The sequence below is a fragment of the Streptomyces sp. NPDC028331 genome (genome assembly GCF_055565775.1).
This window is the reverse complement of the sequence record NZ_JBVHTR010000028.1, coordinates 37,751-64,322: the sequence shown is the minus strand read 5'-3', so window position 1 is coordinate 64,322 and position 26,572 is coordinate 37,751. Positions and strand designations below refer to the sequence as shown.

Below are 26,572 nucleotides of genomic sequence, written 5' to 3'. Positions count from 1 at the left end.
TGGAGCCGCGTCACTCACTCGGCCTGGGATCACCCCACTCCTCTTCCTCCTCCATGTAACGGATGCCCTCATGGGACAGTGAGACGGTGGCGGGCGTCTTGTGCGACGTCCACTCGACGGTGATCAGGCCCTCGTCGGCCAGGTAGGCGCAGGCTGCGGACAGGTCGTCGTCGGGCAGCCGGAGCGCCTCGCGCAGTGCCGCCCCGCTGACCTCAGGTCGGTTGCGTTCCATGGCTCCGTAGAGTTGCCGGAGGACGGCCTTGCGGTAGGTCTTGCGTTCACGGAGTGTCGTCATCTCTGGCGCTCCCAGGCTGGTATCCGAGGCTGCTGATGCCGACAGGCAGTGGGCCTTGCGGCCTCGCTCACAGCCTCCGCCGCCCGGGTGCCCCGCCGCGCAGCCCCTCATGCGGCTTCCCCTCGCTGTATGCGGGCGTCCCGGCGATTCCCGGCGACGCCGATGCTCGCGGTGATGGGGAGTAGCGTGGTCAGAAGCGAGGCGGATCCCGTGTTCGCACCGGATCCCGGACAGGTGGTCCTCCATGACCGGCTCCGACACATCCCCTGGTTCCAGGCACCTGCCGAGCGGTGTGCACCATGCCGTGCGGCCGGGGAGTGCACTGCTCCGGCTGGAGACGACGGCATCGCGCGAAGGCGTCCTCGACGGGGCGTGGTGGCCGCGGTCGCGCGACATCGGTGCCGAGCTGCCCGCGCTGCTGAGCGCCCTCACCGAGCACCTGGGCCCCCTGACCCGCGTCGGGCTGGATGCCACGGCCTGGGAGGGGCTCCCGACCCGGATCGTCGTCGGCGACCACGTGGTACACGTGGACTCCTTCCCGGTGGGTGACGACACGGTCCTGATCACCCGGGGCGAGGGTGACCTCTTCTCGCTGCTGGTGGTCCCACCGGACACGCCTCCCGAGGCCGCCCGCGCTGCGATGGCACAGGCTGCCCTGGCCGGCAACGTCAGCGAGGCGGGGCAGATCCTCATCGACACGGGAAGCGGGCAGAGGCCGTCCGGCTGACCTTCGTCGTTGCCGGTGGTGCGGTCAGCCGCGCCACTCCACCAGGAGCAGCGTCGCGTCGTCCGTCGTGTGTCCGCCCCGTGCTCGCTTGAGGGTGTGCGACAGGGAGCGCGCCACCGCCCGGACCCCGCGACCGGTCCTCTCCAGCCGGTTCACGCAGTCGATCAGCTGGTCCTCACCGAACTGCTCCTCACCCACGGCGTGTTCCTCGATCAGTCCGTCCGTGAAGCAGAGGACGCGGTCTCCACGCTCCAGGTCCAGCTCACTGACCTCCGGCGCCGGCCCGCCCAGGCCGACCGGGAGGGTCGTGGGGGCGACCAGCCGACGCGCGACGCGGTGATCGCGCACGAGTATCGGTGGCGGGTGTCCCGCATTGACCCAGTGCATCCGCCCCGTGGCCGTGTCCAGCCGCATCATCTGGGCGGTGACGAAGTGGTCCGGGCCGAACTGGTGTACCACGGCGACGTCCATGGCGGCGTAGATCTCCGACAGGCCGGTGCCGAGGCGGCGGGCGTGACGGTAGGCGCCGATGGCCACGGTGGCCATGGTGGCCGCGCCCAGGCCGTGCCCCATCGCGTCGATCATGGCCACGTGGAGGATGTCACCGTTGAGCGCGTAGTCGAAGCTGTCCCCCGCCACGTCGTAGGCGGGCTCCAGGATCCCGGCCACGGCGACCCGCGGCATGACCATGGCCAGAGGCGGCAGCAGGGACCACTGGATCTCGGCGGCGACGCTCATCGGCTCACCGCGGCGGGTGGAGAAGAACAGGTCGGAGTAGCCGTGCTTGGTCACCAGCAGGTCGGCAACCAGGCCGGAGAGCCTGGCCAGCAGCCGCCGGTCGTCGTCATCGACCCGGTCCAGCGTCACGGCCATGACGCCCACCTGGTCGCCGCCGTCCAGCAGCGGCAGGTGGACCCGTACGCCGTCGGCCTCGGGCACCTCGACGGGCTGGGCGTCGAGAAAGCACCGGCCCGCGACGGAAGCGTCGATGTCCTGCGGATCCCCGCCCGTGAGGCCCTCACCGCGCAGAGGTACGAGCAGCAACTGACCGTAGTCCTGGAGCAGCACCTGCGGACGGCGGCCGCCGAGCCGCTCCACCACGTCGGCGACCAGCGGTCCGATGAGGTGGGGCGGGAGCTCGTGCGCCCGGTCGAGAACCGCCCCCAGAAGCGCTTCCCCGAAGCTCTCGGAGCGGTCCGTGCCCGGTTCGGCCGTCATCAGCTCACCCACCGTGATCCACACGGACATCGGCGGCGGGGTCGACCGGCGAATGGACTACCCGTCCCATCACTCCATCATGGGCCGTGCTGTTCCCCTGCGCCCTCCCGGCCGAAGCTGTCCTCGACATGTGCCAAGGTGCGCTGAGCCGACAGCGGATTCCACGGATCGGCGGCGGCGGTCAACAGGCATTCGGCGGTTCCGGCCGGCTCGTCGGGCGGGACGACCAGCAGCTCCCAGCGCCCCAGGGTGCCGCAGTCCAGGGTGATGGCATGCTCCTCGGCGGTGGCGTCGCTCAGGACGACCTCGATCACGTGGTCCGGCGCCGACACGGTCAGTGGCGCGTCAGGCCAGGCCGCAGCGCCGACCGTGACGCGGGTGACCGTGCCAAGGCCGGGGTCGAGCGAGCCCACGAGCGCGGGCAGCTCCAGTTCCAGGGCGTCGCAACGCGGCCACCACGCCCCGTCCAGCGGGCCATGGCTGGCCTCCGGCGTGAGCCTCAGCCGGGCCAGCGGCATCCTGTACGTGTGCGCGTCACCCGGCGGCCGGTCTCCTACGGGCGGTGTGGGGGAGTCCATCGTGCGATCCCGTCCGGGCGGCCTGGAGCTGCCCTCGTTCGCCACTCGCCGGGAACGGCGCTGTCCTGATCATGCGCCCGACATGCTCTCGGTGTCTTCAAGGCTACGCCCGGCTTGGAACGGCGGCCCGAGGCGCAGGCAGCGAAGATCCGCTCTCCCGGAACAGGGTCAGCACGCAAGGAGCGCCCCGACCGGGCAGCCCGACCATCTCCCCGTGGTTCCGCCAGCCCCACGAGTCGTAGGCGGCTTGTCCGGCCCGGTCGGCCGGAATCAGCAAGGCCACTCCGAGCTCGGTGCGCTCATCGGCCAGCAGACGCTGTTGCAGACGGCGGCCGATGTCGCGGCGCTGTGGGTGCTGGTGCGCCACGACCTGGGTGAGGAGCAGGAACCGGGCACAGCCGGTGAGCCGTTGGACGCTCTCCTGCAACCCCTGCTCGGACCGGCTGACGGGACTCACCGGAAACCCGAAGACGCACCCCACCAACACCGTCGTCTCGGCCACCAGCAGCGCGAAGCCAGGCCGTCGGGCGCTGACGGCAAGCCGCCGCAGGAAGTCGTCCCGCAGGAAGGGGCCGGCCACGGCCAGGTCGGCGATGTCCTCGCTCATCCCCTCCACCTGCCGGCGAGTCAGCCTGCGCAGGCGGATCCCGTCCTTGACGACCGGCGCACCGGCGCGGTCGCCGGACGTCTGCGTCCCGCCGGCCGACGGACCCGCCGCGGACGGGTCCAGCAGATCGCGGAGCAGGGGCGCGGAGCCGGTGAAGGCGAGGAGCCGGGTGATCTGCGCGCACGGATGGTGCAGGTGCAGGCAGGCGTGCACGCGGCCGGCATGCCGTGACGCCGCCAGGAAGACGTCCAGGCCCTTGGCGTCACAGGAGCCGACCGTGGTGAGATCGACGTCGATGGCGGTCATGCCGTCGCGCAGGCACTGCTCCAGCGCGGCCCGCAGCAGGGGCGCCGAGGCCGGCCAGATGTCGCCGACGAGCGTGACGAGGGCCCGCTCCCCCCGGTCACGCCGGTGGATGTCCAGGCGCTGCACGGCCATCACCCCGCCCTTCGGCAGGGAAACGCAACGACCAGGGAAGGGTGCGGAGTTGTTGTGATCGCGGCGGGCATGATTGCCGACCCGTCTCCGCACCGCCGCTCGGACGGCCCGGGGTTCGTCTCTCGCCGAGGACGACCCGGCAGGACGGCCGGAGTGCGTGATGCCCTCGGTATCTCCACCGTACGCCGCCGGCCGACTCGACCCGCAGCACCGGACGGGCTCACCCGTAAGGCCCGTAAGGAGCGCACCGCCTGCCGAGGCTCATGGAGACATCCGGGGCAGACGGCCCACTCGTGGGGCACACTGCCGTACCTCACGCCCGCCGGGTATCCGCTGAGGGCGGTCTCACACAAAACCGCCGCAGGTGGCCGCTCTTCCCGCTCACGCATCGCTCACGCAGGAGCCCGGAAACGAAGCAGCGTCCGAGCCAGCTGACGCCGGCTCGGACGCTGCGTAGCAGGTCAGGGGCCATATCCCCCGCCTACCAGCCGTAGGCCCTGTGGGACTCGAACCCACAACCAATGGATTAAAAGTCCACTGCTCTGCCAATTGAGCTAAGGGCCCTCGCGATGTTGCCTCCCCGAGCATAGCCCGAGGAGGCCGTGTCTCCGATCGGGTATCGGGGAGGCGGGCCGGATGTGTTCGTTGTGGGTGGCATGCGGGTGGGTGGCGGGACGGCCGTGCGGGTGGCCGGTGAGGTTACGGGTCGGCCGGTTCGGGGGCGCCGCCCGGGGTCTCCCCTGCTCGAGCGGAGCCGAGAGGTCGGGGAAGGGCGGCCTCGCGGGCGCGGGTGCGTTCGTGGCCGGGGTTCAGGAACCAGTGGCGGGCCGAGGCCAGCCACCAGGTCGCGGCGAAGCCGAGGACGACCAGGACGGCGACCGGGGCGTAGTTGAACGTCTCCCAGGTCACCGGGGAGACCTGCGGCAGCATGAACAGGACCGTGATCACGACGACCCAGGCCACCGAGATCACACCGATCGGCTGGGACCAGCGGCCCAGGTGCCAGGGGCCGCGTTCGAAGGTGTCGCCCCGGCGGACCCGCAGCAGGGTCGGGATGACGTAGGCGATGTAGAGGCCGATCACCGCGATCGACGTGACGGCCGCGTACGCGGTCACGTTGATCAGGTACGGCAGGCCCAGGACGAGCGCCCCGACGGCGGCCAGCCAGACCGCCGCCACCGGGGTGCGCGTGCGCGGGCTGACCGTGTGCCACACGTGCGAGAAGGGCAGCGCGCCGTCGCGCGAGAAGGCGTAGATCATGCGGCTGTTGGCGGTCACCGACGCCATCCCGCAGAACAGTTGCGCGCCGATCACCACGAGCAGCAGCAGCTTGCCCGCACTCGCTCCGAGGGCGTCCAGCAGGATCTGCGCGGGCGGCGCGCCGGTCGGGGACGCGAGTTCCCTGTCGTAGGACTGGATGGCGAAGGTGAAGCCCAGCAGGAGGACGAAGCCGGCGATCCAGGAGGTCCAGATGGAACGGACGATACCCTTCGGGCCCGCGGTGGACGCGTCGTGCGTCTCCTCCGTCATGTGGGCGGAGGCGTCGTAACCGGTGAACGTGTACTGCGCCATCAGCAGGCCGAGCAGGACCACGTAAGTTCCGCTGCCCCACCCGGTGTTGTTCACGAACTTCGTGAACACGAAGGACGCCGACTGGTGGTGGTCCGGTACGAAGGCGAGGGCGCCGACGATGACCGCGACCCCGAGCACGTGCCACCACACGCTGACGCTGTTGAGCAGGGCGACGATGCGGACGCCGAAGGTGTTCAGCAGGCCGTGCAGCAGCAGGATCGCCGCGAAGAGCAGGACCGTGCGGCCGGGGGTGACCTCGAAGTCGAACTGGAGGTTGAGGTACGCGCCCAGGAAGGACGCGGCACCGAAGTCGATGCCCGCCGTCACCGCCACCTGGCCCAGCACGTTGAACCAGCCCGTGAACCAGGCCCAGGCCGCGGCCGTGCGCGGCGGAGCCAGGCGGTGGGCCCAGAAGTACAGGCCCGCGGAGGTCGGGTACGCCGAGCAGATCTCGGCCATCGACAGCCCGACGAGCAGCGTCATCAGGCCGACGGCCACCCAGCCCCAGGTGATCACGGCGGGGCCGCCGGTGTTCATCCCGAAGAGGTACAGCGTCAGGCAGCCGGACAGGACCGAGATGATCGTGAAGGAGACCGCGTAGTTGGAGAACGCCGACATGCGGCGCGCGAGAACCTGTGTGTAACCGAGCTGGGCCAGCCGCTCTTCGTCCGACGGCCCACTGGCTCTGGCGTCATCTGTCATGCCCCCAGCGATTCCCTCGCCGAGGGCGTGACATGCGTCACTCGGTGACCTGAAACCGGCGGTTGACCAACGGTTGGGCAAGGTCTGTCGCCGCGGTCGTCACGGAACGCGGAAGGGCCCGTACGACGGGAAGTCGTACGGGCCCTTCGAAATCACCGGCCGTCAGCCGTTGCGCTTCCAGCGCGGCTTGTCCTCGCGGCGGCCGAACGAACCGGTGCCGCGGTGGTCGTCACGACGGCCGTAGGGGCGGTCGTGGCCGCTGGAGCGGAAGCCGGGGCGGTCGCCCTGGCGGTCCCGGTTGAACGGGCGGTCGCTGCCGCGGTGCCCGCCGCGGTCGTCACGGCGCTCGAAGGGGCGCCGGTCGTTGTCACGACGGAAGCCGCCCCGGTCGTCACGCCGGTCGAACGAACGACGGTCGTTGTCACGACGGTCGCGGTCGAACGGGCGGCGGTCGCGGTCGTTGTCACGGCGGAAGCCACCACGGTCGTCGTCCCGGCGGAAGCCACCGCGGTCGTCACGCCGGTCGAACGAACGACGGTCGTTGTCACGACGGTCGTTGTCACGACGGTCGTTGTCGCGGCGGTCGTTGTCGCGGCGGTCGAAGCCACGGTCGCGGTCCCGGCCGGCGAAGCCGCGGTCGCGGTCGGAGGGGCGACGGTCGCCGTCGCGGCGGAAGCCGCCCCGGTCGTCACGCCGCTCGAAGGAACGGCCGCCACGGTCGTCGTCCCGCCGGTCGAAGCCGCGGTCCCGGTCACGGTCACGGTCGAAACCGCGGTCCCGCTGGAAACCGCCGCGCTCCTCCCGGCGTTCCCGCCGCTCGTACGACGCCGAAGCCGCCGTACGCTCCGCACGCTCGCCCTGTTCGGCGCTCTCGGCGCGCTCGGCGTCCTTGGCGGTCCGCTGCTCCGGCACCGAGATCTCGGTCCGCGCCTCGGTGCTCTCCGCCGCCGCGGCCGCCACCGCCGCCTGAGGGTCCTCGCCCCGCTCCCGCGCGGCCCGCGCGACCAGGCGGTCGGCCTCCTCCCGCAGCTCGGCCGCGCGCCGCGTCGCCCGCTCCAACTGCTTGGTGAGCTGCTCGACTTCCCGCTCGGCCTGCTGCGCGGCCATCCCGGCGGACTCCGCCTGGACCTCGGTCATCGACCGGGCGCCGGTGATCTCGGCGACCTCGGGGTCGAAGGCGGCCCCGCCCTGGATGATGTGGCGCGAGGCGTCGACGCCCGCGTCCTCCATCAGCCGGAAGATCTGGCGCCGCTGGTGCGGCAGCGCGAGGGAGACCACCGTGCCCGTACGGCCCGCACGCGCCGTACGGCCGGCGCGGTGCAGGTAGTCCTTGTGGTCCCCGGCGGGGTCCACGTTGAGCACGAGGTCGATCCCGTCGACGTGGATGCCGCGGGCCGCGACGTCCGTCGCGACGAGCACGTTGACGTAGCCGTCCTTGAAGTCGGCCAGCGTCCGGGTGCGCGCGCCCTGGGTCATGCCGCCGTGCAGCGCGTCCGCCTTCACCCCGGCGTCGCGCAGCTGTTCGGCGACACGGTCGGCGCCCATCTGGGTGCGGACGAAGATGATGGTGCGGCCCTTGCGGGAGGCGATCGCGGCGGTGACCGGCGCCTTGTCCTTGGGCTTCACGATGAGGATGTGGTGCGACATGGTCGTCACCGCGCCCTGGGCGGCGTCCACCTCGTGGCTCACCGGGTCGTTCAGGTAGCGGTCGACGAGGGTCTTGATCTCGTTCTCCATGGTCGCGGAGAACAGCATCCGCTGGCCGCCCGCCGGGACCTGGTCGAGCAGTTCGGTGACCTCGGGCAGGAAGCCCAGGTCGGACATCTGGTCGGCCTCGTCGAGGACGGCGATCCGCACGTCCTCGAGGGAGCAGGCGCCGCGGTTGATGATGTCGCGCAGGCGGCCGGGCGTGGCGACCAGGATGTCCACGCCGCGCTCGAGGGCGTAGATCTGGTTGGCCATGGAGGTGCCGCCGCAGACGACCTTCATCTTCAGCCCGAGCACGTCGCCGTAGGGCTGCAGCGCGTCCGCGACCTGCATGGCCAGCTCACGGGTCGGGGTGAGGATCACGGCCCGGGGCTTCTTCTTCTCGGTGTGCCCGCCGGCCAGGGTGGCCAGGGTGGGCAGACCGAAGGACAGCGTCTTGCCCGAGCCCGTGCGGCCGCGGCCGAGGATGTCCTTGCCCGTCAGGGCGTCCGGGATGGTCGCGGCCTGGATCGGGAAGGGGACGGTGACGCCGTTCTGCGCGAGCTTGCGGACGATGCCCTCGGGCAGGCCGAGGTCGGCGAAGGTGACCTCGGGAGCGGTGTCCTGGGTCTCAGCGGCCACGGAGGTGTGCTGGGTGCCCTCGGTGTCCTGGGAGTCGTCCTCGGACAGGACGATGTGCTCGGTACCGGCAACAGACATACGAAATGCGAACCTTCCGGAGTTCTGGCACGTGCCCAAACATCCGTGAAGTCACAATCGACCGCCTCGATGCGGTCCGGCCACGGCAAGGGAGAGTACGCGCCACACGCGGCGCGTCTTCATGGCGCCGGGCAAATGGGATCAAACGATCTACCAAGATACGCACCTCGCCCCGCCGAACGCAAACCGATCCCCGCTCCCTCCGGGTGACCCTCGCCACAGCCACAAGGGCCGTCCACCCCTAAGCGGCCGGAATTCCCGCGCGTGGCGCGGGCTCCCGCTGCACCAGCTGCGTGGCCTGCCCGGGCGCCGAGGACGACGGCTCCGCGGTGGCCGGGGTCGGCGACGGCGGATCCGGACGGCTCGTCGGCGAGGGGTCGACCGAGCTCTGGGTGGGGTCCGGCTGCCCGGCCGTCGGCGCGGGCGGCACCGCACCGCCGCCCCCCTTGCCGGGGTGTGTCGTCGCCCCGGCGGTCGGCCCGGCGCCCTTCGACCCACCGCTGCCCCTGGACGCCGACGCGGAGGGCGGTGCGGAGGATCCCCCGGTCCCGGGCACGCCCGGCTTCGGCGATCCCCCCTTGGCCGCCGCTCCGCCCAGGCCCGCGTCCGCACCCCCGCTCGTCGCCGAACCGCCGTCCGGAGCCGCCCCGCCGCGCCGCCCCACCGAGGGCGCCTTCGACGGAGCGCCCGCGCCGTCCCCCACGCTCATGCAGCCGGTGGCGGCGGCGAGGGCCATGACCGCGGCGGCCAGACGGACGGGTACACAACAGGCGCGCACGGGCAGCCACCTCCGGGGGGCGTACGAGAAGTCAGCCTGCCCAACTCCCGTCGCCCGCAAGAGGACACGCGCCGCGCGAAGGGAATGTCACCCGCCCGAGGTCACCCGTGCGTGAGGACGCTCGACCGTCACCGCGGGCATCGCTTCCGGACGTGCCCCCTGCCGGAGCGCACGCCGCGCCTCACCCGTACCCCAGCGAGTGCAGCCGGGTGTCGTCGATGCCGAAGTGGTGCGCGATCTCGTGCACCACCGTCACCTCGGTCTCGGCGACCACGTCCTCCCGGGTGTCGCAGATCCGCAGGGTCGGCCCCCGGTAGATGGTGATCCGGTCCGGCAGCACGCCCGCGTACCACTCGCCGCGGTCCGTCAGCGGAGTGCCCTCGTACAGACCGAGCAGCCCGGGATCGTCCGTGGGCGGCTCGTCCTCGACGAACACCGCGACGTTGTCCATGAGCCGCGTCAGCTCCGGCGGGATCCGGTCGAGCGCCTCGGACACCAGTTCTTCGAACTCCTCGCGCGTCATCTCCAGCACAGGCCCATTGTCCGGCACGATCCCCCGCCAGGCGGGGCGCGACCGCCCGCGGATCCGGTGATCCACTCCGCATATCCGCTCGCCAACCTGGGCATACGGGACCAATGGACCGCGTCCCCGCAGCAGCTCTGAACCGCGTTCGACGGGCGCCCTCCACGTTCGCCCGGTACTACCGCTCACTCCGCCCGCGCCCGGCCGCCGAACTCCTCCCGCAGCCCCACCCCTGGCTGCGGGCCCTCGGCATGGTCGCCGTCGTGCTCCTGGGTTCCTGGCTCGGCCTGTTGATCGTGGGCGACGTACGCGTCCCGGTGGGCCCCATGAACACCACGATGACCCTGCGCCCCTCGCTCGCCGGGGGCACGAAGATCAACGTGTCCCCGCTCGGCGCCCTGAGCCTGAACAGCCACGAGGCGCCGGTCCGCCTGGACGTCAACGTGGACCAGCTCGACCCGGCCCGCGCCCAGGAGCTGGTCGAGCACCCCGAGCGGATCTCCGGGCTCCAGGAGGAGATCACTCACGACGTGGAACACGGCACGCTCGACCTGGCCGTGCGCTCCTGCGTCGCGGTGGTCGCCGGCGCCGGCGCGCTCGGCCTGGCGGTCTACCGCCGTCCGCGCCGGGCCCTCGCGGCCGGCGGACTGGCGTTCACCCTCCTCGCCGCCTGTGGGGCGACGGCGTACGCCACCTGGAACCCCAAGTCGGTCCTCGAGCCGAAGTTCTCCGGCCTGCTCTCCTCCGCGCCCTCCCTGGTCGGCAACGCGCGCAGCATCGTCACCGAGTTCGACGTCTACCAGCAGGAGCTGGCGCGCCTGGTGACGAACGTGACGAAGCTCTACGACGTCACGTCCACCCTCCCCGCCTACCAGCCGGACCCGACGACGATCCGGGTTCTGCACGTCTCCGACATCCACCTCAACCCGGCGAGCTGGAAGATCATCGCCTCGCTGGTGAAGCAGTACGACGTCAACGTGATCGTCGACTCCGGCGACACCATGGACCACGGCACCGCGGCGGAGAACCGCTTCCTGGATCCGATCGCCGACCTGGGCGCCCCCTACGTCTGGGTCCGCGGCAACCACGACTCGCTGACCACCCAGCGCTACCTGGAGCACATGAAGAACGTGCACGTCCTGGACGGCGGCAGGGCGGTCAGCGTCGCGGGCCTGCGCTTCGCCGGGATCGGGGACCCGCAGTTCACCCCCGACCGGTCGGTCACCCCGGGCGGCGACCGCGCCGAGGAACTGGCGGGCGCCCGCCTGGCCACGGCCCTGCGCGACCAGAAGACCGCGGGCAGGCCCGTCGACATCGCGATCGCCCATGAACCGACCGCCGCACGCCAGGTGGACGGCGACGTACCGCTGGTCCTGGCGGGGCATCTGCACCACGAGGGGATGGAGGTCATGAAGTACGGCACCCGGCTGCGCATCGAGGGATCGACGGGCGGCAGCGGGCTGCGGGCGGTCGAGCGCCGGTATCCGGCCCCGATCGAGGCCTCCATCCTCTACCTGGACCGGGACACCCGCCGTCTGCAGGCCTGGGACGAGATCAAGCTCGGCGGCCTGGGGCAGACGACGGCGGAGGTGACCCGGCACCTGCCCGAGGAGAACCAGCCGGGCCGGACCCCCGCGCCGAGCGGCAGTCCCACACCGAGCGGCAGCCCCACACCGGGCACCGCGCCCCCGAGCACGCCCCCGGCGAGCCGCCCCGGCGCGACCCCGGCACCGAGCGCCCCCTAAACGGTTTTGGCGAACCCTCCTCCCATCCCATATGCTTCTCACGTCCCCGACGCGCTGAGAAGCGCCCAGGCGGGCCGATAGCCCTCATCGTCTAGCGGCCTAGGACGCCGCCCTTTCAAGGCGGTAGCACGGGTTCGAATCCCGTTGGGGGCACGCACCACCCTGTGCGACACTGTCGTACGCAGCGCTTGGTCCTGTGGAGCAGTTTGGAGTGCTCGCCACCCTGTCAAGGTGGAGGCCGCGGGTTCAAATCCCGTCAGGACCGCTGAGGTTTCACCGAAACCTCGTGGCTGGGTAGCTCAGTTGGTACGAGCGTCCGCCTGAAAAGCGGAAGGTCGCCGGTTCGACCCCGGCCCCAGCCACAACCGCCCTACCAGGGCACACAGCCCCTCCGGGATCTCCCGGAGGGGCTGTGTTCATGTCGGCCGCGCCGCTACTCGCCCCCCGCCGTCCCACGTGCGGGTACGGCGTTGGTGAGGGCCACCGCACGGCGCAGGCCCCGGGCGATCTTCACGGGGTCGCCGACGGCCCAGACGTGGATGAAGAACATGCGGGGCGTGTCGACCAGGCCGTGGTTGTGCAACTCGACGATCTGGATTCCGCCGCGCTGGAGGGCGTCCAGCACGTCCTGCGTCTCCCCGGCCACGACGGCGACATCCCCGCTGACCGCGGCACGGCCCCCTCCCACCGGCTGGAAGCTGAGGGCCGTGGTCCCCCCGGAGCCGGGCGGCAGGACGTAGTTGCCGTCGATGATCGTTTCGCGGCGTACGAAGGCGGACTTGTAGACGTTGCCGTAGACGGTGCCCGTGGTGCCCAGGGCGGCGTCGATGCCCGCCGTGTCCAGCTTCAGCTTCTTCGGGAGAGTCGTCGAGGACCTGGCGGGCGGCGTGCCGGTGCAGGCCAGCGCGGCACGCAGGCCGCGGGCCAGGGTCTGGGGCTGCGGACCGTGCCCGTGCGTGTGGACCCACACGATTCGGGGAGTGTGGGCGAGCAGGTGGTTGTGAATGGCCACCTGCTCGATGCCGTGCGACTGCAGCGCGCCGGTCACCCGGTGCAGCTCCTTCTCGGTGACGGCCAGTTCCCCCATGGTCAGGGCGGTGCCGTCGGCATAGCGGATGAAGGACACGTGCGAGCCGACGGCGAGTTCCGGCGACACGATGACGCCGTCGGAGACGACATGCAGGTCGGAGCGGGGGAAGGCCGTCCGGTAGATGAGCCTGCCCAGCATGCTGCCCTCGCGGCCCAGCTCCGCCGCCACGTGGGCCCAGTCCTTCGCGGTGCTGTCGGCGGGACGCACCAACGCGTCGGCATTCCGGCCGGCCCTGCCGCCCGCGCCTGGGGACTCACCGCCGTGCGGGTGATCCGTGCCGTTGTGCGCCCCTTCGTGCGAGGCGCCGTGCCCGATGCCGACGGCCCGTCCCGGCAGTGCCGCGCATGTCGTTCCCAGCGCAGCCGTGGTCAGTACGCGGCGTCGTGATGTCCCTGTGCCTGTTCCGGTCGGCCCCGACCTCGCTTCATCAGCCATGTGTTCGCCATCCCCATCACGTCGTGAACGGCCCGCCGGATCCTCCCGGAGAGCCGCTCACGCGACCTGTGTGCCGGCGGTCTCCTCGACCTGGACCGTGATCAACAGGCACAGCGTGACGGCCGAACCGCCCACAACGCCCGATTGCGCCGAAAGCAGCATGTCACGACGATCACACGGGTCCGCGCCGGCGGTTCCCCGCCGCGCCCGCTTGGCATGTCCCCTTCCGGGCGCTACGTTCTGCCGGGTCGGGGCAGCCGTGGGGGAGTCATGAGCCGGGACGAGGCGGGAGCCGTGCGGGACGATCTGGAGAAGACCCGGGCCCGCTACGGCCTGCTCGCGGTGATCACCACCAATCTGGCCATAGCCGGCGTGGCGGCCTTCGGCGTCTGGCGCCTGGGCGGGAACACATCGGTGATCGTGAGCGTCCTCACCGCGGCCTTCACCGCCGTCAGCAGCGTGACCACGGCGTATCTGGGCATCAAGGCGGTCTCCAACACGGCGAAGTCCATGGCCGCCCGCGACCAGGCACCGCCGGCGTCCCAGCAGCAGCACTAGTGCCGCGACAGGCGACGTGCGCCCCGTTGCGCGCCCGTCACGCGGAAGGGCCCCAGAGGCCTCCCGACCTCCGCACGCCGCGCCCCGCCGTCCGCCGACGGCAATTCGTTAGCCACGATTTTCGCCGAGGTGAGATCCTGGACCGCGTATGTCTACGCATCCCGCCCCCGCCCTCGGCACCCTCGCCCCCCGCCTGAACGAGCTCTCCCTGCGCGACGCGCACCGGCTCGGCCGCAGGCTCGAAGGCGCGCGCAAGATCCGCAAGCCCGAGGCCCGGGCCGCCGTACTCGCCGAGATCGAGGCGGAGGTAGCCAAGGCCGAGGCGCGGATCGCGGAGCGCACCGCCCGCGTGCCCGCCGTCACGTACCCCGGACAACTCCCGGTCAGCCAGAAGAAGAACGAGATCGCCGACGCCATACGCGACCACCAGGTCGTGATCGTGGCCGGTGAGACCGGCTCCGGCAAGACCACCCAGATCCCCAAGATCTGCCTCGAACTCGGCCGGGGCGTCCGCGGGATGATCGGCCACACCCAGCCCCGCCGCATCGCCGCCCGCACGGTCGCCGAACGCGTCGCGGAGGAGCTGGACACGCCCCTCGGCGAGGCCGTCGGCTGGAAGGTCCGCTTCACCGACCAGGTGAACCCGGACGCGACCTTCATCAAGCTGATGACGGACGGCATCCTGCTCGCCGAGATCCAGACGGACCGCGAGCTGCGCGCCTACGACACGATCATCATCGACGAGGCCCACGAGCGGTCCCTCAACATCGACTTCCTGCTGGGCTACCTGGCCCAGCTCCTCCCCCGGCGCCCTGACCTCAAGGTCGTCATCACCTCGGCCACGATCGACCCCGAGCGCTTCTCCCGGCACTTCGGCGACGCGCCGATCGTCGAGGTCAGCGGCCGGACCTATCCGGTCGAGGTGCGCTACCGGCCGCTGTTGGAGGAGGACTCCGACGACGCGGACCGGGACCAGATCACCGCGATCATCGACGCCGTCGAGGAACTGATGGCCGAGGGTCCCGGCGACATCCTCGTCTTCCTCTCCGGCGAGCGCGAGATCCGCGACACCGCGGACGCGCTCACCAGGAAGCAGTACAGGTTCACGGAGATCCTGCCGCTGTACGCCCGGCTCAGCCACGCCGAACAGCACCGCGTGTTCCAGCCGCACACGGGCCGCAGGATCGTTCTCGCGACGAACGTCGCCGAGACCTCCCTCACCGTCCCGGGCATCAAGTACGTCATCGACCCCGGCTTCGCCCGGATCTCCCGGTACAGCCACCGGACGAAGGTCCAGCGGCTGCCCATCGAGCCGATCTCGCAGGCGAGCGCCAACCAGCGCAAGGGCCGCTGCGGCCGGACCAGCGACGGCATCTGCATCCGGCTCTACGGCGAGGACGACTTCCTCGCCCGCCCGGAGTTCACGGACGCCGAGATCCTGCGGACGAACCTCGCCTCCGTCATCCTCCAGATGACCGCCGCCGGCCTGGGCGACATCGAGAAGTTCCCCTTCATCGACCCGCCGGACCACCGCAACATCCGTGACGGCGTGCAACTGCTGCAGGAGCTGGGCGCGCTCGACCCCGCCCAGAAGGACCCCCGCAAGCGCCTCACCGACACCGGCCGCAAGCTGGCCCAGCTTCCGGTCGACCCGCGCCTGGCGCGCATGGTCCTGGAGGCCGACAGGAACGGCTGCGTCCGCGAGGTCATGGTGATCGCCGCCGCCCTGTCCATCCAGGACCCGCGCGAACGGCCCGCCGACAAGCAGACCCAGGCCGACCAGCAGCACGCCCGCTTCAGGGACGAGACGAGCGACTTCCTCGCCTACCTCAACCTCTGGCGGTACATCCGCGAACAGCAGAAGGAGCGGGGCTCCTCGTCCTTCCGCCGGATGTGCAAGCAGGAATACCTCAACTTCCTGCGCATTCGCGAATGGCAGGACATCTACACGCAGCTACGCACGGTCGCCAAGCAGATGGGCATCCACGTCAACGAGGACGACGCCCCGGCCGACCGCATCCATGTCTCGCTCCTCGCGGGTCTGCTGTCGCACATCGGCATGAAGGACGTGAAGAACGCCGGGGGGGAGGGCGGGAAGAACACAGCGAAGAACGAGTACCTGGGTGCCCGGAACGCCAAGTTCGCGATCTTCCCGGGCTCGGCCCTCTTCAAGAAGCCCCCGCGCTTCGTGATGTCCGCCGAGCTGGTGGAGACCTCCCGCCTCTGGGCCCGGGTCAACGCGAAGATCGAGCCCGAGTGGGTCGAGCCGCTCGCCGGCCACCTGCTGAAGCGGACCTACAGCGAACCGCACTGGGAGAAGGACCAGGCGGCCGTGATGGCGTACGAGAAGGTCACGCTGTACGGCGTCCCGATCGTCGCCCAGCGGAAGGTGAACTACGGCCGGATCGACCCCGAGGCCAGCCGCGAGCTGTTCATCCGGAACGCCCTGGTCGAGGGCGACTGGCGCACGCACCACAAGTTCTTCGCCGACAACCGCAGGCTGCTGAGCGAGGTCGAGGAGCTGGAGCACCGCGCCCGGCGGCGGGACATCGTCGTCGACGACGAGACGCTGTTCGACTTCTACGACCAGCGGGTGCCCGAGCACGTCGTGTCCGGTGCGCACTTCGACTCCTGGTGGAAGCGCAAACGCCACGAGCAGCCCGACTTCCTCGACTTCGAGCGCGAGATGCTCATCAACGAGAAGGCGGGCGCCGTCACCAAGGACGACTACCCGGACTCGTGGCGCCAGGGCCGGCTGAAGTTCCGCGTCACCTACCAGTTCGAGCCGGGCGCGGACGCGGACGGCGTGACCGTCCACATCCCGCTGCAGGTCCTCAACCAGGTCACCGACGAGGGCTTCGACTGGCAGATCCCGGGCCTGCGGGAGGAACTGGTCACGGAACTGATCCGCTCCCTCCCCAAACCGATCCGCCGCAACTACGTCCCGGCGCCGAACTACGCGAAGGCGTTCCTGGACAAGGCGGTGCCCCTGCAGGAGCCGCTGACGGCGGCGATGGCGCGCGAGCTGAAGCGGATGGTCGGGGTGCCGTTCGAGGCGGAGGACTTCGACTGGTCCAAGGTGCCCGACCACTTGAAGATCACTTTCCGGATCGTCGACGAGCGGCGCCGGAAGCTGGCGGAGGACAAGGACCTCGAGGCTCTGAAGCTGAAGCTCAAGCCCAGGGCGCGCAAGGCGCTGTCGCAGGCCGCCGCGGCCACCGCGGAGCGGCAGGGCGGGGAGTCCCTGGAGCGCACCGGCCTCACGGACTGGACGATCGGCACGCTCACCCAGGTGTTCGAGACGCGCCGGGCCGGACAGCCGGTGAAGGCGTTCCCGGCGCTGGTGGACGACGGCGACACGGTGTCCGTGCGCCTCTTCGACACGGAGGCGGAGCAGGCCGAGGCCATGTGGAAGGGCACGCGCCGGCTCATCCTGCGCAACATCCCGGTGAACCCGGCGAAGTTCGCCTCCGAGAAGCTGACCAACCAGCAGAAGCTCGCCCTGTCGGCGAACCCGCACGGCTCGATCCAGGCACTGTTCGACGACTGCGCGACGGCGGCGGCGGACAAGCTGATCGGGGACTTCGGGGGACCGGCGTGGGACGAGGAGTCCTACCGGAAGCTGTTCGACAGGGTGCGCGCGGAGATCGTCGACACGACGGTGCGTACGGTCGCGCAGGTGCAGCAGGTGCTGGCCGCCTGGCAGGCCTGTGAGCGCCGCCTGAAGTCCGTGCGCAGCCCGGCGCTGCTGCCGAACCTGGCGGACGTACGGGCGCAGCTCGACGCCCTCGTGAAGCCCGGGTTCGTGACGGAGGCGGGGATACGGCGGCTGCCGGACCTGATGCGCTACCTGGTGGCCGCGGACCGCCGCCTCCAGCAGATGCCGACGAACGTGCAGCGGGACACCACGCGCATGGAGAAGGTCCGGGAGATGCAGGACGAGTACGCGTGGCTGCTGGAGCAGTTGCCGCAGGGGCGGCCCGTGCCGTCCTCGGTGCGGGACATCCGCTGGATGATCGAGGAACTCCGGGTCAGCTACTTCGCCCACGCACTGGGCACGGCGTACCCGGTCTCGGACAAGCGGATCGTGAAGGCGATCGACGCGGCGGCGCCGTGACGACGCGTGCACGAAGGGTGAGTTCGACCCGGGGCTCACCCTCCTGTACAGTCTCTTCTCGCAGCGCACGACGCGAGAAGCGCCGCGAAACCTGGTCCTGTGGAGCAGTTTGGAGTGCTCGCCACCCTGTCAAGGTGGAGGCCGCGGGTTCAAATCCCGTCAGGACCGCATCGAACAAAGGCCCGCATCCGGCAACGGACGCGGGCCTTTGCCGTACCGCCCGCCGAGCGGCCGCCCGGCGAAGGCGGAGGTCTCGGCCCCTGCGGCGCAGCCGCGCCCCGGCATCAGGGCCGGACAGCTCAAGGCCTCTCTCCCCCGCCAGGCGCGGGACTTCGCCGTGTGGCGGGGGAGGACGCAGTTCCTGAGAGGTCACGGCCCGGCAGGGTGCGGGCGGGACAGCGGCGGCGTCACCGGTCGGCGTACGTCCCGCCGCGGCGGAGGCCGGCCGGCAGCGTCCGGAAGCGGCACGGAGCCGGGCCGCCACCGCGTGGCCCCGGGCATCCCCGGGCGACCACCCGCCCACCGTCACCGACGCGGCGCCCCCGCCCACGGCGGCACAGCGCCCGGAGCCCGGCGGGGCGGAACCCGGTGACGGCACCCCGGGCGCCGGGCCCCGAGCGCGGCCCGGGCGGCAGCGCGGGCGTCCCGTGGCTTGACGGCGTCACTTTCCCTCGGTACCCCGGAAGTCAGGGCCCCCCGAGGCGGGGGCGGCCCCGGGGAGGTGGCGTATGGCGGCGTCCGTTCGGCACGAGATCCGTGCTCTGCTCCGCGCCCACCTGTCCGCCGCCGCCGGATACCGCCATCTGACGCGGCACTGCCCGATCTGCCACCACCTGCTGCGCCTGGCCATGGAACCCGGCCAGCGCGGCGAGGAGGCCCCGGAGACGGCCCCGGAGGACGACAGCGCCTCCGAGAGCGCCGCGCCGGCCTGACGAACCGGTGGGGTTCATCCCGCGCCCGCGGGGGCACTCCTGGACGTACGGGCGCCCAACACCCGCTCCGCAGCGGGCCGTTCCCTAGCAAAGAGACCGCTTGCGCAACAAGGACTCTGGCATGTGACGGGTGTCACCGCCCCAGTTTCGGGGACCGCCGCCCTTACCCCTCTCCTACAAAGGGTCAATTTAATATGTGCAATTGCACCATGCTCTGAGGTCGCACACAGCGGTTCCGACACCGCTCCCCAGACTTCGACAAGGCCGCTCACAGACCGGCCCCGCACCCCCGGTCGGCGCACAAAAAAGATCGCGCTGGACCCGGCGGAGTCCAGCGCGATCCACGACGCACCCTTGTCGTGCCTCTGTTGACCTCGGGCGTGAGTCCTGTTGGGGCAGAACCCGCGTCGCTTGGAGCTGTTGTTCCGGACGTCACGGCAGGTGGGGGACCTGCGCGTAGGTCCGGCTATGCGATGGTCAGGCCTCGCTGCGCTGCTGCGGGATGCCCGCGAGCAGGGCGCGGACCTCGGCCTCGCGGTAGCGGCGGTGCCCGCCGAGCGTACGGATGGACGTGAGCTTGCCGGCCTTCGCCCACCGCGTGACCGTCTTCGGGTCGACGCGGAACATGGTGGCGACCTCAGCCGGGGTCAGCAGCGGCTCGGCATCAGGGGTGCGAGCGGTCATGAGCGGCCTCCTCGGGAGAACCGAACCTTCTCGGTTCTTTCCTCTAAATTCTGCACCTTGACCCGCGTTGCCCGAAATGGCGGACGCGAGTCGAGTCGGTTATAGGACGAACGGCTTGTCCTCGGCACTACAACTACACCATCTGTCCAGCCGCGTCGGCCAAACCGATGGAATTGCCCTCCCAGGTGTTCATCAGCGACGGAAGCCGATGGACCATGCCATAGCGGACAGTCACGCCACTGTGACGATCAGTCACAGGGCGATCAGGAGGCACGAGACCCCCCAAAGAGTGCAATGCTGAGTTTCCGCCCAGATGTGGGCAGAAGGGGCCTCCCCCGGGCTCCTTGTCCTATTTTGGCATGAGGAGGGTCGTAAGACGCAAGGTCCTTGTAAGTGCCGTCCGTCACGCTTGGCGGCATTAGGCCCGGATCGGTCGCTACGTCCTCCGCGCCGAACCCGCACTGAACTGCGGTACGTCAACCATGGGCCAAGGGTTGCGACTTCACCATGTCTCGTGAGTCACAATTCGAGCAACGGTTCGCCACGACCCGGTCGAGGGGCCGCTCCCTCAGTTCGCCGACCGGCGCTCCCGTACGGCCCGCCAGCGCTCCACCAGCCGCCCGTACGCCTCCCCGGCCGTCACCCCGTCCCCGTGCCGCAGGGCCTCGATGCCCTCGGCGACGTCCGCGGCCGAGTGGTCCGCGTCCAGCTCCACGGCCGGCAGGACGTGGACGAGCCCGCCGTAGTCCAGCTCGACCAGCGACCGCGGGTGGAACTCCTCCAGCCACCGCCCGACGTCCACCAGGCCGTCGATGAGCGGCCCCTCGTCGATCGTGTCCTTCAGCGTCCTGAGCGCCCGCGCGACGCGCCTGCGGGCCTGCACCATGGGCGTGCGGTAGCGCAGCATCGGGGGAACCCCGCCGGACCCCTTCTCGTACCTGCGCTCCTCGTCGGAGACCAGCACGAACCAGTTCAGCGGCACCTGCCAGGTCGCGGTGCGGATCCAGGGGCGCGCGTCCGGGTTGCGCTCGAGCCAGCGCTCGTAGTCCTGGGCGGCCTGGCGGCGCACGACGGGCGGCAGCACCGCGTCCAGGACCGGCGCCGGCAGCTCCTCGGGCAACTCCCCGAGCGCCTGCCAGCCGCGCAGCCGGGTGCGCCAGGGGCACACGCACAGGACCCCTTCGACCTCGGTCACGAAGGCGTCGTCGCTCTCGTGCACCGGTACCGGGACCGGTGGCGTGGGCAGCAAGTCGGCCAGGGAACGGCGCAGTTCGTCCTGGTACGAGGGGCGGTCGGGGCGGCGGGCGTAGCGCGCCCAGTGGCTGCGTTCCGGCTCCGGGAAGGCGGCCAGCGGCTCGTACACGCGCAAGTAGGACGCGTACGGGACGATCACCGAGGACACCTTGGGCACACCTGCTCCCTCCCCACCGGAACCCAACCCGAACCCGCCCGGGCGCCGGCCCGGCCGAGGTGGAAAACCCCTGCAAATCGTCCCACGAACCCGACCGGGCGTACTCCGAGGGAGGGTGATCCTCGGCACTGCGCCCGACGCGGACGCCCGCACGCTCTACGCTCATGCCCACGGGCCCCGCCACCCGCACGGGACCCGCCCTCAACCGCCGCTACTCCACCGGGAGTCACCACCGTGACCGACGTAACCGACGGCGTCCTGCACACCCTGTTCCGCTCGGATCAAGGGGGTCATGAGCAGGTCGTGCTCTGCCAGGACCGGGCCAGTGGCCTCAAGGCCGTCATCGCGATCCACTCCACCGCCCTGGGCCCCGCGCTCGGCGGCACCCGCTTCTACCCGTACGCGAGCGAGGAGGAGGCCGTCGCCGACGCGCTGAACCTCTCGCGCGGGATGTCGTACAAGAACGCCATGGCCGGCCTCGACCACGGCGGCGGCAAGGCCGTGATCATCGGCGACCCCGAGCGGATCAAGACCGAGGAGCTGCTGCTGGCGTACGGCCGTTTCGTGGCCTCGCTCGGTGGCCGGTACGTCACCGCCTGCGACGTCGGCACCTATGTGGCCGACATGGACGTGGTGGCCCGGGTGTGCCCGTGGACCACGGGCCGCTCCCCCGAGAACGGCGGCGCGGGCGACTCCTCCGTGCTCACCGCGTACGGCGTCTTCCAGGGCATGCGGGCCTCCGCCCAGCACCTGTGGGGCGACCCGACGCTGCGCGGCCGCAAGGTCGGCATCGCGGGCGTCGGCAAGGTCGGCCACTACCTGGTCGAGCACCTGCTCGAGGACGGCGCCGAGGTCGTGATCACGGACGTGCGGCCGGACGCCGTGCGCCGCGTCACCGACGCGCACCCGGAGGTCGCCGTGGCCGCCGACACCGACGCCCTCGTCCGCACCGCGGGCCTGGACATCTACGCCCCGTGCGCGCTGGGCGGGGCGCTGAACGACGAGACCGTGCCGGTGCTGACGGCGAAGGTGGTGTGCGGCGCGGCCAACAACCAGCTCGCGCACCCGGGAGTGGAGAAGGACATCGCGGACCGCGGGATCCTGTACGCGCCCGACTACGTCGTCAACGCCGGCGGTGTGATCCAGGTCGCCGACGAGCTGAACGGCTTCGACTTCGACCGGTGCAAGGCGAAGGCGTCGAAGATCTTCGACACCACGCTGGCCATATTCGCTCGTGCGAAGGAAGACGGCATTCCGCCGGCCGCCGCGGCCGACCGGATCGCCGAGCAGCGCATGGCGGAGGCCCGCGGACGGTGACCTTCCGCGGGCGCCGCAGGGGGATCGCCCGGGGCTGACCGGTACCCGCCGGTGACGAGTTTGAGAGGACTCTCACTTTCATCGGCGGGTCGTCGGCCAATAAGTGGTTAAAATCGGCCGTGACCAGCGAGGACAGGGCTCCTTGGTGGTCATGGGCACACGCCCGTCCTGCGGGCGACGTACCGTATGGGCGTGGGCTCAGGTACCGTGGAAGCCCTACGGGCCGGTCTCTCCACGGAGAGTCCGTTCCGGATCATGAACGCGTGTCAAGACTCTGGGGCCGTCGAGCCCCGTCGTTGAGGGGGTCGAGCCATGGGGCGCGGCCGGGCCAAGGCCAAGCAGACGAAGGTCGCCCGCCAGCTGAAGTACAACAGCGGTGGGACGGACCTCTCACGCCTGGCCGAGGAGCTGGGCGCATCGACGTCGAACGCGTCGCCGAACGGCGACCGGTTCGAGGACGATGAGCACGACGACGATCTGTACGCACGGTACGCCGATCTGTACGCGGACGACGACGAGGACGAGCAAGACGAGTCGTCCTCGCGGCACCGTCGCGGCGCTTGACCCTGCACCGAGCTGTGACCCGGTCCGTGGCCCTGGCCACGGACCGGGTTCTGTGCTGTCGGCAGGGTCTCAGCCGGCGTAGTCCCCGACCAGGGCGGCACCCGTTGCGTGGCCGCCCCGCTCGGTGATCTCGCCGGCGACCCATGCGTCCACGCCGCGGTCCGCGAGGGCGGCGAGCGCGACGTCCACCGACTGCTCGGGGACGACGGCGATCATGCCGACGCCCATGTTCAGGGTCTTCTCCAGCTCCAGGCGCTCGACGTCGCCTGTCCGGCCGACGAGGTCGAACACGGGCGCGGGGGTCCAGGTCGAACGGTCGACCACGGCGTGCAGGTGGTCGGGGATCACGCGGGCCAGGTTGGCCGCGAGTCCGCCGCCGGTGACGTGGCTGAACGCGTGCACCTCGGCGGTGCGCATCAGGGCCAGGCAGTCCAGCGAGTAGATCTTCGTGGGCTCGAGCAGTTCCTCGCCGAGGGTGCGGCCGAGCTCCTCGACGTGCCGGTCGAGGCCGAGGTTCGCCCGGTCGAGCAGGACGTGCCGGACGAGGGAGTACCCGTTGGAGTGAAGTCCGGAGGACGCCATGGCGATCAGCGCGTCACCCTCGCGGATGCGCTCGGCGCCGAGCAGCAGGTCGGCCTCCACGACGCCCGTACCGGCACCGGCGACGTCGAAGTCGTCCGGACCCAGAAGTCCCGGGTGTTCGGCCGTCTCACCGCCCACCAGGGCGCACCCGGCGAGCACGCAGCCCTCGGCGATGCCCTTCACGATCGCCGCGACCCGCTCGGGGTGGACCTTGCCGACACAGATGTAGTCGGTCATGAACAGCGGCTCGGCGCCGCACACCACGATGTCGTCCATGACCATGGCGACCAGGTCGTGGCCGATGGTGTCGTAGACGCCCATCCGGCGCGCGATGTCGACCTTGGTGCCCACCCCGTCGGTGGCGGAGGCCAGCAGGGGACGCTCGTAGCGCTTGAGGGCGGAGGCGTCGAAGAGGCCGGCGAAACCGCCGAGGCCGCCGAGGACCTCGGGGCGCTGCGTCTTCTTCACCCACTCCTTCATGAGCTCCACGGCGCGGTCGCCCGCCTCGATGTCGACGCCGGCGGCCGCGTACGAAGTGCCCTTGGGGGTGCCCGTCGACGGAGTCGACTGATCAAACGCAGCAGACATTGCCTGGGATCTTTCCGATCGGTGAGAAAACGGGGCTTACGGGCGACGGATCGCGTCGGTCGCGGCCGTGGCGGCGGGACCGGCCGCCAGCTCGGTCTCCAGCAGCTGCTTGCCCAGCAGCTCCGGGTCGGGCAGCTCCATCGGGTACTCGCCGTCGAAGCAGGCGCGGCACAGGTTCGGCTTGGCGATGGTGGTCGCCTCGATCATGCCGTCGATGGAGATGTAGGCCAGCGAGTCGGCGCCCAGGGAGCGGCCGATCTCGTCGACCGACATGCCGTTGGCGATCAGCTCGGCGCGGGTGGCGAAGTCGATGCCGAAGAAGCAGGGCCACTTCACGGGCGGGGAGGAGATCCGGATGTGGACCTCGGCGGCGCCCGCCTCGCGCAGCATCCGCACCAGGGCCCGCTGGGTGTTGCCGCGCACGATCGAGTCGTCGACGACGACCAGGCGCTTGCCCTTGATGACTTCCTTGAGGGGGTTCAGCTTCAGGCGGATGCCGAGCTGGCGGATGGTCTGCGAGGGCTGGATGAAGGTCCGGCCGACGTACGCGTTCTTCACCAGGCCGGAGCCGAACGGGATGCCGGAGGCCTCCGCGTAGCCGATCGCGGCGGGCGTGCCGGACTCGGGGGTCGCTATGACCAGATCGGCTTCGACGGGCGCCTCCTTGGCGAGGCGACGGCCCATCTCCACACGCGAGAGGTACACGTTCCGGCCGGCGATGTCGGTGTCCGGACGGGCCAGGTACACGTACTCGAAGACACAGCCGCGAGGCTTCGCATCCGCGAACCGCGATGTGCGCAGACCGTTCTCGTCGATCGCCACGAACTCGCCCGGTTCGATCTCACGGACGAAGCTGGCGCCGGTGATGTCGAGCGCCGCGGTCTCGGAGGCGATGACCCAGCCGCGCTCCAGCCGGCCGAGGACCAGCGGGCGGATGCCCTGCGGGTCGCGGGCCGCGTAGAGGGTGTTCTCGTCCATGAAGACGAGCGAGAATGCCCCCTTGACCTGGGGCAGGAGCTGGGGAGCCGCCTCCTCGACGGTCAGCGGCTTGCCGTCCTCGTCGACCTGGCCGGCCAGCAGCGCGGTGATGAGGTCGGTGTCGTTGGTGGCGGCGACCTTGGTGGCGCGGCCGTTTTCCTTGGGGAGGTCGGCGACCATCTCGGCGAGCTGCGCCGTGTTGACCAGATTGCCGTTGTGGCCGAGCGCGATGGAGCCGTGCGCGGTGGCGCGGAACGTCGGCTGGGCGTTCTCCCACACGGAGGCGCCGGTGGTCGAGTAGCGGGCGTGGCCGACCGCGATGTGACCCTGGAGCGAACCGAGAGAGGTCTCGTCGAAGACCTGGGAGACCAGGCCCATGTCCTTGAAGACGAGGATCTGGGAGCCGTTGCTCACCGCGATACCCGCGGATTCCTGGCCCCGGTGCTGGAGGGCGTAGAGCCCGAAGTACGTGAGCTTTGCGACCTCTTCGCCCGGAGCCCAGACACCGAAGACGCCGCAGGCGTCCTGGGGGCCCTTCTCACCGGGGAGCAGATCGTGATTGAGTCGACCGTCACCACGTGGCACGCCACCGAGTGTAGGCGAGATCGTGCACTGGTCCGAATCCGGTCTTCAGTGCCGCACGCCGTGCGACGTCGCCGATCGCCCCTGGCCCGCGCTCGGCGACCACGCCGGTGTCCCGGACGTTTCCGCTGGTCAGCCAGGCGCCGCAAGGGCCGGGGGTGGAGCTGGGCGGACGGCCGGGGAACGTGGCCGGCAGCTCCCCGGTGTCCGTGAGTGAGGCGTCGCACATCTCCCAGGGAGCTCCCTCGGGTGCCCACCGTCAGGTGACTGGCGCGTACCGTCGCCCTCTCACCCCATGAGGGGCAGCAGGCCGCCGAGGTCCGCGCGTTCACCGCTCGCGCTGACCTTCGCGGCGGCGAGGGCCGCGCCCCAGCTCGTACGGCCGGTGGCGAGCCGAACCCAGGTCAGCGGGTCGGTCTCGACGACGTTGGGCGGGGTTCCGCGGGTGTGCCGGGGGCCTTCGACGCACTGCACGACGGCGTACGGCGGAATGCGCACCTCGGTGGAGGCACCGGGCGCCCTGACCGCGAGGGCGTCGGCGAGCAGGCGGGTGGCGGCGGCCAGGGCCCGGCGGTCGTAGGGGATGTCGAGGCCGGGGACGGCGGCGTTGAGGTCGTCGGTGTGGACGACGAGTTCGACGGTGCGGGTGACGAGGTAGTCGGCGAGCGGCATGGCGCCCGCGTTGGTGTCGAGCAGACGGGTACCGGGGTGTTCGGCCAGGCGTTCGGTGACGCGCTTCCCGATGCCGGCGAGGTGGGCGCCGAGGTCGGGGTTCTCCGAGGCGAGGGTGCGTGCCCTGTCGGCGATGGCGGCGGAGTCGGCGGAGGTCGCGAAGGGCCAGTCGAGCACCGTCGCGTCCTGCCGGGACGGCTCGGGCCGCTCGAGGGACCGCTCCACGGCCGACAGGGCCATGCCGATGTGCGCGACCAGCTCCCGCACGCTCCACTCCCCGAGCCGCGTGGGCAGCGCGAGCTGCGCGTCCGTGAGGGCGCCGACGCCCTCCCGCACGTGGTCGAACTGCGCGAGAACCGCGGCGCGGGTCTTGGCGGGGTCGTAGGTCCGGGTGCGTTTCCTGGCCGGTGGCATGGGGCGAGCCTATGCCGTCACTGCGTACCTGTTCAGGCCCTTTTCGATCCGCCGGGAGG

21 protein-coding genes and 5 tRNA genes are annotated in these 26,572 nt (G+C 70.9%); 11 read left to right on the top strand and 15 right to left on the bottom strand.

Translation table 11 applies throughout. The annotated features are described in order from the left end of the window. Positions 1-10 precede the first annotated feature (10 nt). Positions 11-295: a hypothetical protein gene (locus ACZ4SW_RS31565; RefSeq protein WP_158922448.1), complete on the bottom strand. Its 285-nt coding sequence runs from the start codon at positions 293-295 to the stop codon at positions 11-13. Between the two features lie 244 nt (positions 296-539). Here ACZ4SW_RS31565 and ACZ4SW_RS31560 point away from each other — a divergent pair, with 244 nt between their 5' ends. Next, positions 540-1,022, top strand: coding sequence for a DUF5994 family protein (locus ACZ4SW_RS31560; protein WP_263230766.1), 483 nt, complete (start codon positions 540-542; stop codon positions 1,020-1,022). A 24-nt stretch (positions 1,023-1,046) separates the two neighbouring features. On the opposite strand, the gene ACZ4SW_RS31555 is transcribed toward ACZ4SW_RS31560, so the two are convergent. The 8 genes from ACZ4SW_RS31555 to ACZ4SW_RS31520 all read right to left on the bottom strand — a co-directional run bounded on the left by ACZ4SW_RS31555 (position 1,047) and on the right by ACZ4SW_RS31520 (position 9,853). Then, the gene (locus ACZ4SW_RS31555; protein WP_468252247.1) at positions 1,047-2,270 is read right to left on the bottom strand and encodes a PP2C family protein-serine/threonine phosphatase; all 1,224 of its coding nucleotides are present in this window, start codon (positions 2,268-2,270) and stop codon (positions 1,047-1,049) included. 47 nt (positions 2,271-2,317) lie between these two features. Beyond that, entirely contained in the window at positions 2,318-2,818 is a 501-nt protein-coding gene (locus ACZ4SW_RS31550) for a DUF5994 family protein (protein WP_468252246.1), read from the bottom strand. A 103-nt stretch (positions 2,819-2,921) separates the two neighbouring features. Next, on the bottom strand, positions 2,922-3,863 hold the full coding sequence (locus tag ACZ4SW_RS31545) for an STAS domain-containing protein (protein WP_125499781.1): 942 nt from the start codon (positions 3,861-3,863) through the stop codon (positions 2,922-2,924). A gap of 491 nt (positions 3,864-4,354) precedes the next feature. Next, positions 4,355-4,427: transfer RNA gene (locus ACZ4SW_RS31540), tRNA-Lys, on the bottom strand. A gap of 135 nt (positions 4,428-4,562) precedes the next feature. Further along, positions 4,563-6,137, bottom strand: a complete 1,575-nt coding sequence (locus ACZ4SW_RS31535) for an amino acid permease (protein ID WP_468252245.1) — start codon at positions 6,135-6,137, stop codon at positions 4,563-4,565. A 162-nt stretch (positions 6,138-6,299) separates the two neighbouring features. Further along, the gene (locus tag ACZ4SW_RS31530) at positions 6,300-8,543 is read right to left on the bottom strand and encodes a DEAD/DEAH box helicase (RefSeq protein WP_468252243.1); all 2,244 of its coding nucleotides are present in this window, start codon (positions 8,541-8,543) and stop codon (positions 6,300-6,302) included. Positions 8,544-8,784: 241 nt separating this feature from the next. Continuing rightward, a complete protein-coding gene (locus tag ACZ4SW_RS31525) occupies positions 8,785-9,321 on the bottom strand; it encodes a hypothetical protein (RefSeq protein WP_468252242.1) in 537 nt (178 codons plus the stop codon). 181 nt (positions 9,322-9,502) lie between these two features. Continuing rightward, positions 9,503-9,853 carry a metallopeptidase family protein gene (locus tag ACZ4SW_RS31520; RefSeq protein ID WP_468252241.1) on the bottom strand — a complete coding sequence of 117 codons (351 nt, stop codon included), beginning with the start codon at positions 9,851-9,853 and terminating at the stop codon, positions 9,503-9,505. A gap of 104 nt (positions 9,854-9,957) precedes the next feature. Between ACZ4SW_RS31520 and ACZ4SW_RS31515 the strand changes: the two genes are divergently transcribed. The 4 genes from ACZ4SW_RS31515 (at position 9,958) to ACZ4SW_RS31500 (ending at position 11,951) form a co-directional block, all read left to right on the top strand. Next, complete coding sequence (locus ACZ4SW_RS31515) at positions 9,958-11,589, top strand: metallophosphoesterase family protein (RefSeq protein ID WP_468252239.1); 1,632 nt, start codon at positions 9,958-9,960, stop codon at positions 11,587-11,589. 80 nt (positions 11,590-11,669) lie between these two features. After that, positions 11,670-11,742, top strand: a tRNA-Glu gene (locus ACZ4SW_RS31510). A 37-nt stretch (positions 11,743-11,779) separates the two neighbouring features. Then, positions 11,780-11,854 (top strand) — tRNA-Asp (locus tag ACZ4SW_RS31505). A 23-nt stretch (positions 11,855-11,877) separates the two neighbouring features. After that, positions 11,878-11,951 (top strand) — tRNA-Phe (locus ACZ4SW_RS31500). A gap of 71 nt (positions 11,952-12,022) precedes the next feature. Here the strand turns inward: ACZ4SW_RS31500 and ACZ4SW_RS31495 are convergent. Further along, on the bottom strand, positions 12,023-12,886 hold the full coding sequence (locus tag ACZ4SW_RS31495) for a DUF1259 domain-containing protein (RefSeq protein ID WP_468252238.1): 864 nt from the start codon (positions 12,884-12,886) through the stop codon (positions 12,023-12,025). Positions 12,887-13,384: 498 nt separating this feature from the next. On the opposite strand from ACZ4SW_RS31495, the gene ACZ4SW_RS31490 reads away from it, so the two are divergent. The 4 genes from ACZ4SW_RS31490 to ACZ4SW_RS31475 all read left to right on the top strand — a co-directional run bounded on the left by ACZ4SW_RS31490 (position 13,385) and on the right by ACZ4SW_RS31475 (position 18,721). Beyond that, entirely contained in the window at positions 13,385-13,672 is a 288-nt protein-coding gene (locus ACZ4SW_RS31490; protein ID WP_468252237.1) for a hypothetical protein, read from the top strand. Positions 13,673-13,820: 148 nt separating this feature from the next. Further along, entirely contained in the window at positions 13,821-17,789 is a 3,969-nt protein-coding gene (gene hrpA / locus ACZ4SW_RS31485; RefSeq protein WP_468252235.1) for an ATP-dependent RNA helicase HrpA, read from the top strand. A 93-nt stretch (positions 17,790-17,882) separates the two neighbouring features. Next, a tRNA-Asp gene (locus ACZ4SW_RS31480) sits at positions 17,883-17,957 on the top strand. Positions 17,958-18,517: 560 nt separating this feature from the next. Next, entirely contained in the window at positions 18,518-18,721 is a 204-nt protein-coding gene (locus ACZ4SW_RS31475; protein ID WP_468252234.1) for a DUF6274 family protein, read from the top strand. 477 nt (positions 18,722-19,198) lie between these two features. Here ACZ4SW_RS31475 and bldC read toward each other — a convergent pair whose 3' ends face one another. Both bldC and ACZ4SW_RS31465 read right to left on the bottom strand, forming a co-directional pair. Next, positions 19,199-19,405, bottom strand: a complete 207-nt coding sequence (gene bldC / locus ACZ4SW_RS31470) for a developmental transcriptional regulator BldC (RefSeq protein ID WP_003949541.1) — start codon at positions 19,403-19,405, stop codon at positions 19,199-19,201. Between the two features lie 568 nt (positions 19,406-19,973). Then, positions 19,974-20,816 (bottom strand): DUF8083 family protein, encoded by an 843-nt coding sequence (locus ACZ4SW_RS31465; protein WP_468252233.1) that lies wholly within the window; start codon positions 20,814-20,816, stop codon positions 19,974-19,976. A gap of 234 nt (positions 20,817-21,050) precedes the next feature. Between ACZ4SW_RS31465 and ACZ4SW_RS31460 the strand changes: the two genes are divergently transcribed. Both ACZ4SW_RS31460 and ACZ4SW_RS31455 read left to right on the top strand, forming a co-directional pair. Then, complete coding sequence (locus ACZ4SW_RS31460) at positions 21,051-22,133, top strand: Leu/Phe/Val dehydrogenase (protein WP_468252231.1); 1,083 nt, start codon at positions 21,051-21,053, stop codon at positions 22,131-22,133. 312 nt (positions 22,134-22,445) lie between these two features. Beyond that, on the top strand, positions 22,446-22,697 hold the full coding sequence (locus tag ACZ4SW_RS31455) for a DUF3073 domain-containing protein (RefSeq protein WP_468252230.1): 252 nt from the start codon (positions 22,446-22,448) through the stop codon (positions 22,695-22,697). A gap of 69 nt (positions 22,698-22,766) precedes the next feature. Here the strand turns inward: ACZ4SW_RS31455 and purM are convergent, their stop codons facing one another. From purM to ACZ4SW_RS31440, 3 genes are all read right to left on the bottom strand, one after another. Further along, positions 22,767-23,867: a phosphoribosylformylglycinamidine cyclo-ligase gene (gene purM, locus ACZ4SW_RS31450; protein ID WP_468252229.1), complete on the bottom strand. Its 1,101-nt coding sequence runs from the start codon at positions 23,865-23,867 to the stop codon at positions 22,767-22,769. A gap of 36 nt (positions 23,868-23,903) precedes the next feature. After that, positions 23,904-25,430, bottom strand: a complete 1,527-nt coding sequence (purF, locus tag ACZ4SW_RS31445) for an amidophosphoribosyltransferase (protein WP_468252227.1) — start codon at positions 25,428-25,430, stop codon at positions 23,904-23,906. A 285-nt stretch (positions 25,431-25,715) separates the two neighbouring features. Then, the gene (locus tag ACZ4SW_RS31440; protein WP_468252226.1) at positions 25,716-26,513 is read right to left on the bottom strand and encodes a maleylpyruvate isomerase family mycothiol-dependent enzyme; all 798 of its coding nucleotides are present in this window, start codon (positions 26,511-26,513) and stop codon (positions 25,716-25,718) included. Positions 26,514-26,572: the final 59 nt, after the last annotated feature.

Bases quoted from the DNA above. Each gene is read 5' to 3' on its own strand.
- purM (WP_468252229.1), bottom strand. From the start codon at position 23,867: ATGTCTGCTGCGTTTGATCAGTCGACTCCGTCGACGGGCACCCCCAAG.
- ACZ4SW_RS31530 (WP_468252243.1), bottom strand. From the start codon at position 8,543: ATGTCTGTTGCCGGTACCGAGCACATCGTCCTGTCCGAGGACGACTCC.
- ACZ4SW_RS31545 (WP_125499781.1), bottom strand. From the start codon at position 3,863: ATGGCCGTGCAGCGCCTGGACATCCACCGGCGTGACCGGGGGGAGCGG.
- hrpA (WP_468252235.1), top strand. From the start codon at position 13,821: ATGTCTACGCATCCCGCCCCCGCCCTCGGCACCCTCGCCCCCCGCCTG.
- ACZ4SW_RS31550 (WP_468252246.1), bottom strand. From the start codon at position 2,818: ATGGACTCCCCCACACCGCCCGTAGGAGACCGGCCGCCGGGTGACGCG.
- ACZ4SW_RS31535 (WP_468252245.1), bottom strand. From the start codon at position 6,137: ATGACAGATGACGCCAGAGCCAGTGGGCCGTCGGACGAAGAGCGGCTG.
- ACZ4SW_RS31490 (WP_468252237.1), top strand. From the start codon at position 13,385: ATGAGCCGGGACGAGGCGGGAGCCGTGCGGGACGATCTGGAGAAGACC.
- ACZ4SW_RS31440 (WP_468252226.1), bottom strand. From the start codon at position 26,513: ATGCCACCGGCCAGGAAACGCACCCGGACCTACGACCCCGCCAAGACC.
- ACZ4SW_RS31455 (WP_468252230.1), top strand. From the start codon at position 22,446: ATGGGGCGCGGCCGGGCCAAGGCCAAGCAGACGAAGGTCGCCCGCCAG.
- ACZ4SW_RS31560 (WP_263230766.1), top strand. From the start codon at position 540: ATGACCGGCTCCGACACATCCCCTGGTTCCAGGCACCTGCCGAGCGGT.
- ACZ4SW_RS31515 (WP_468252239.1), top strand. From the start codon at position 9,958: ATGGACCGCGTCCCCGCAGCAGCTCTGAACCGCGTTCGACGGGCGCCC.
- bldC (WP_003949541.1), bottom strand. From the start codon at position 19,405: ATGACCGCTCGCACCCCTGATGCCGAGCCGCTGCTGACCCCGGCTGAG.
- ACZ4SW_RS31555 (WP_468252247.1), bottom strand. From the start codon at position 2,270: ATGTCCGTGTGGATCACGGTGGGTGAGCTGATGACGGCCGAACCGGGC.
- ACZ4SW_RS31565 (WP_158922448.1), bottom strand. From the start codon at position 295: ATGACGACACTCCGTGAACGCAAGACCTACCGCAAGGCCGTCCTCCGG.
- ACZ4SW_RS31475 (WP_468252234.1), top strand. From the start codon at position 18,518: ATGGCGGCGTCCGTTCGGCACGAGATCCGTGCTCTGCTCCGCGCCCAC.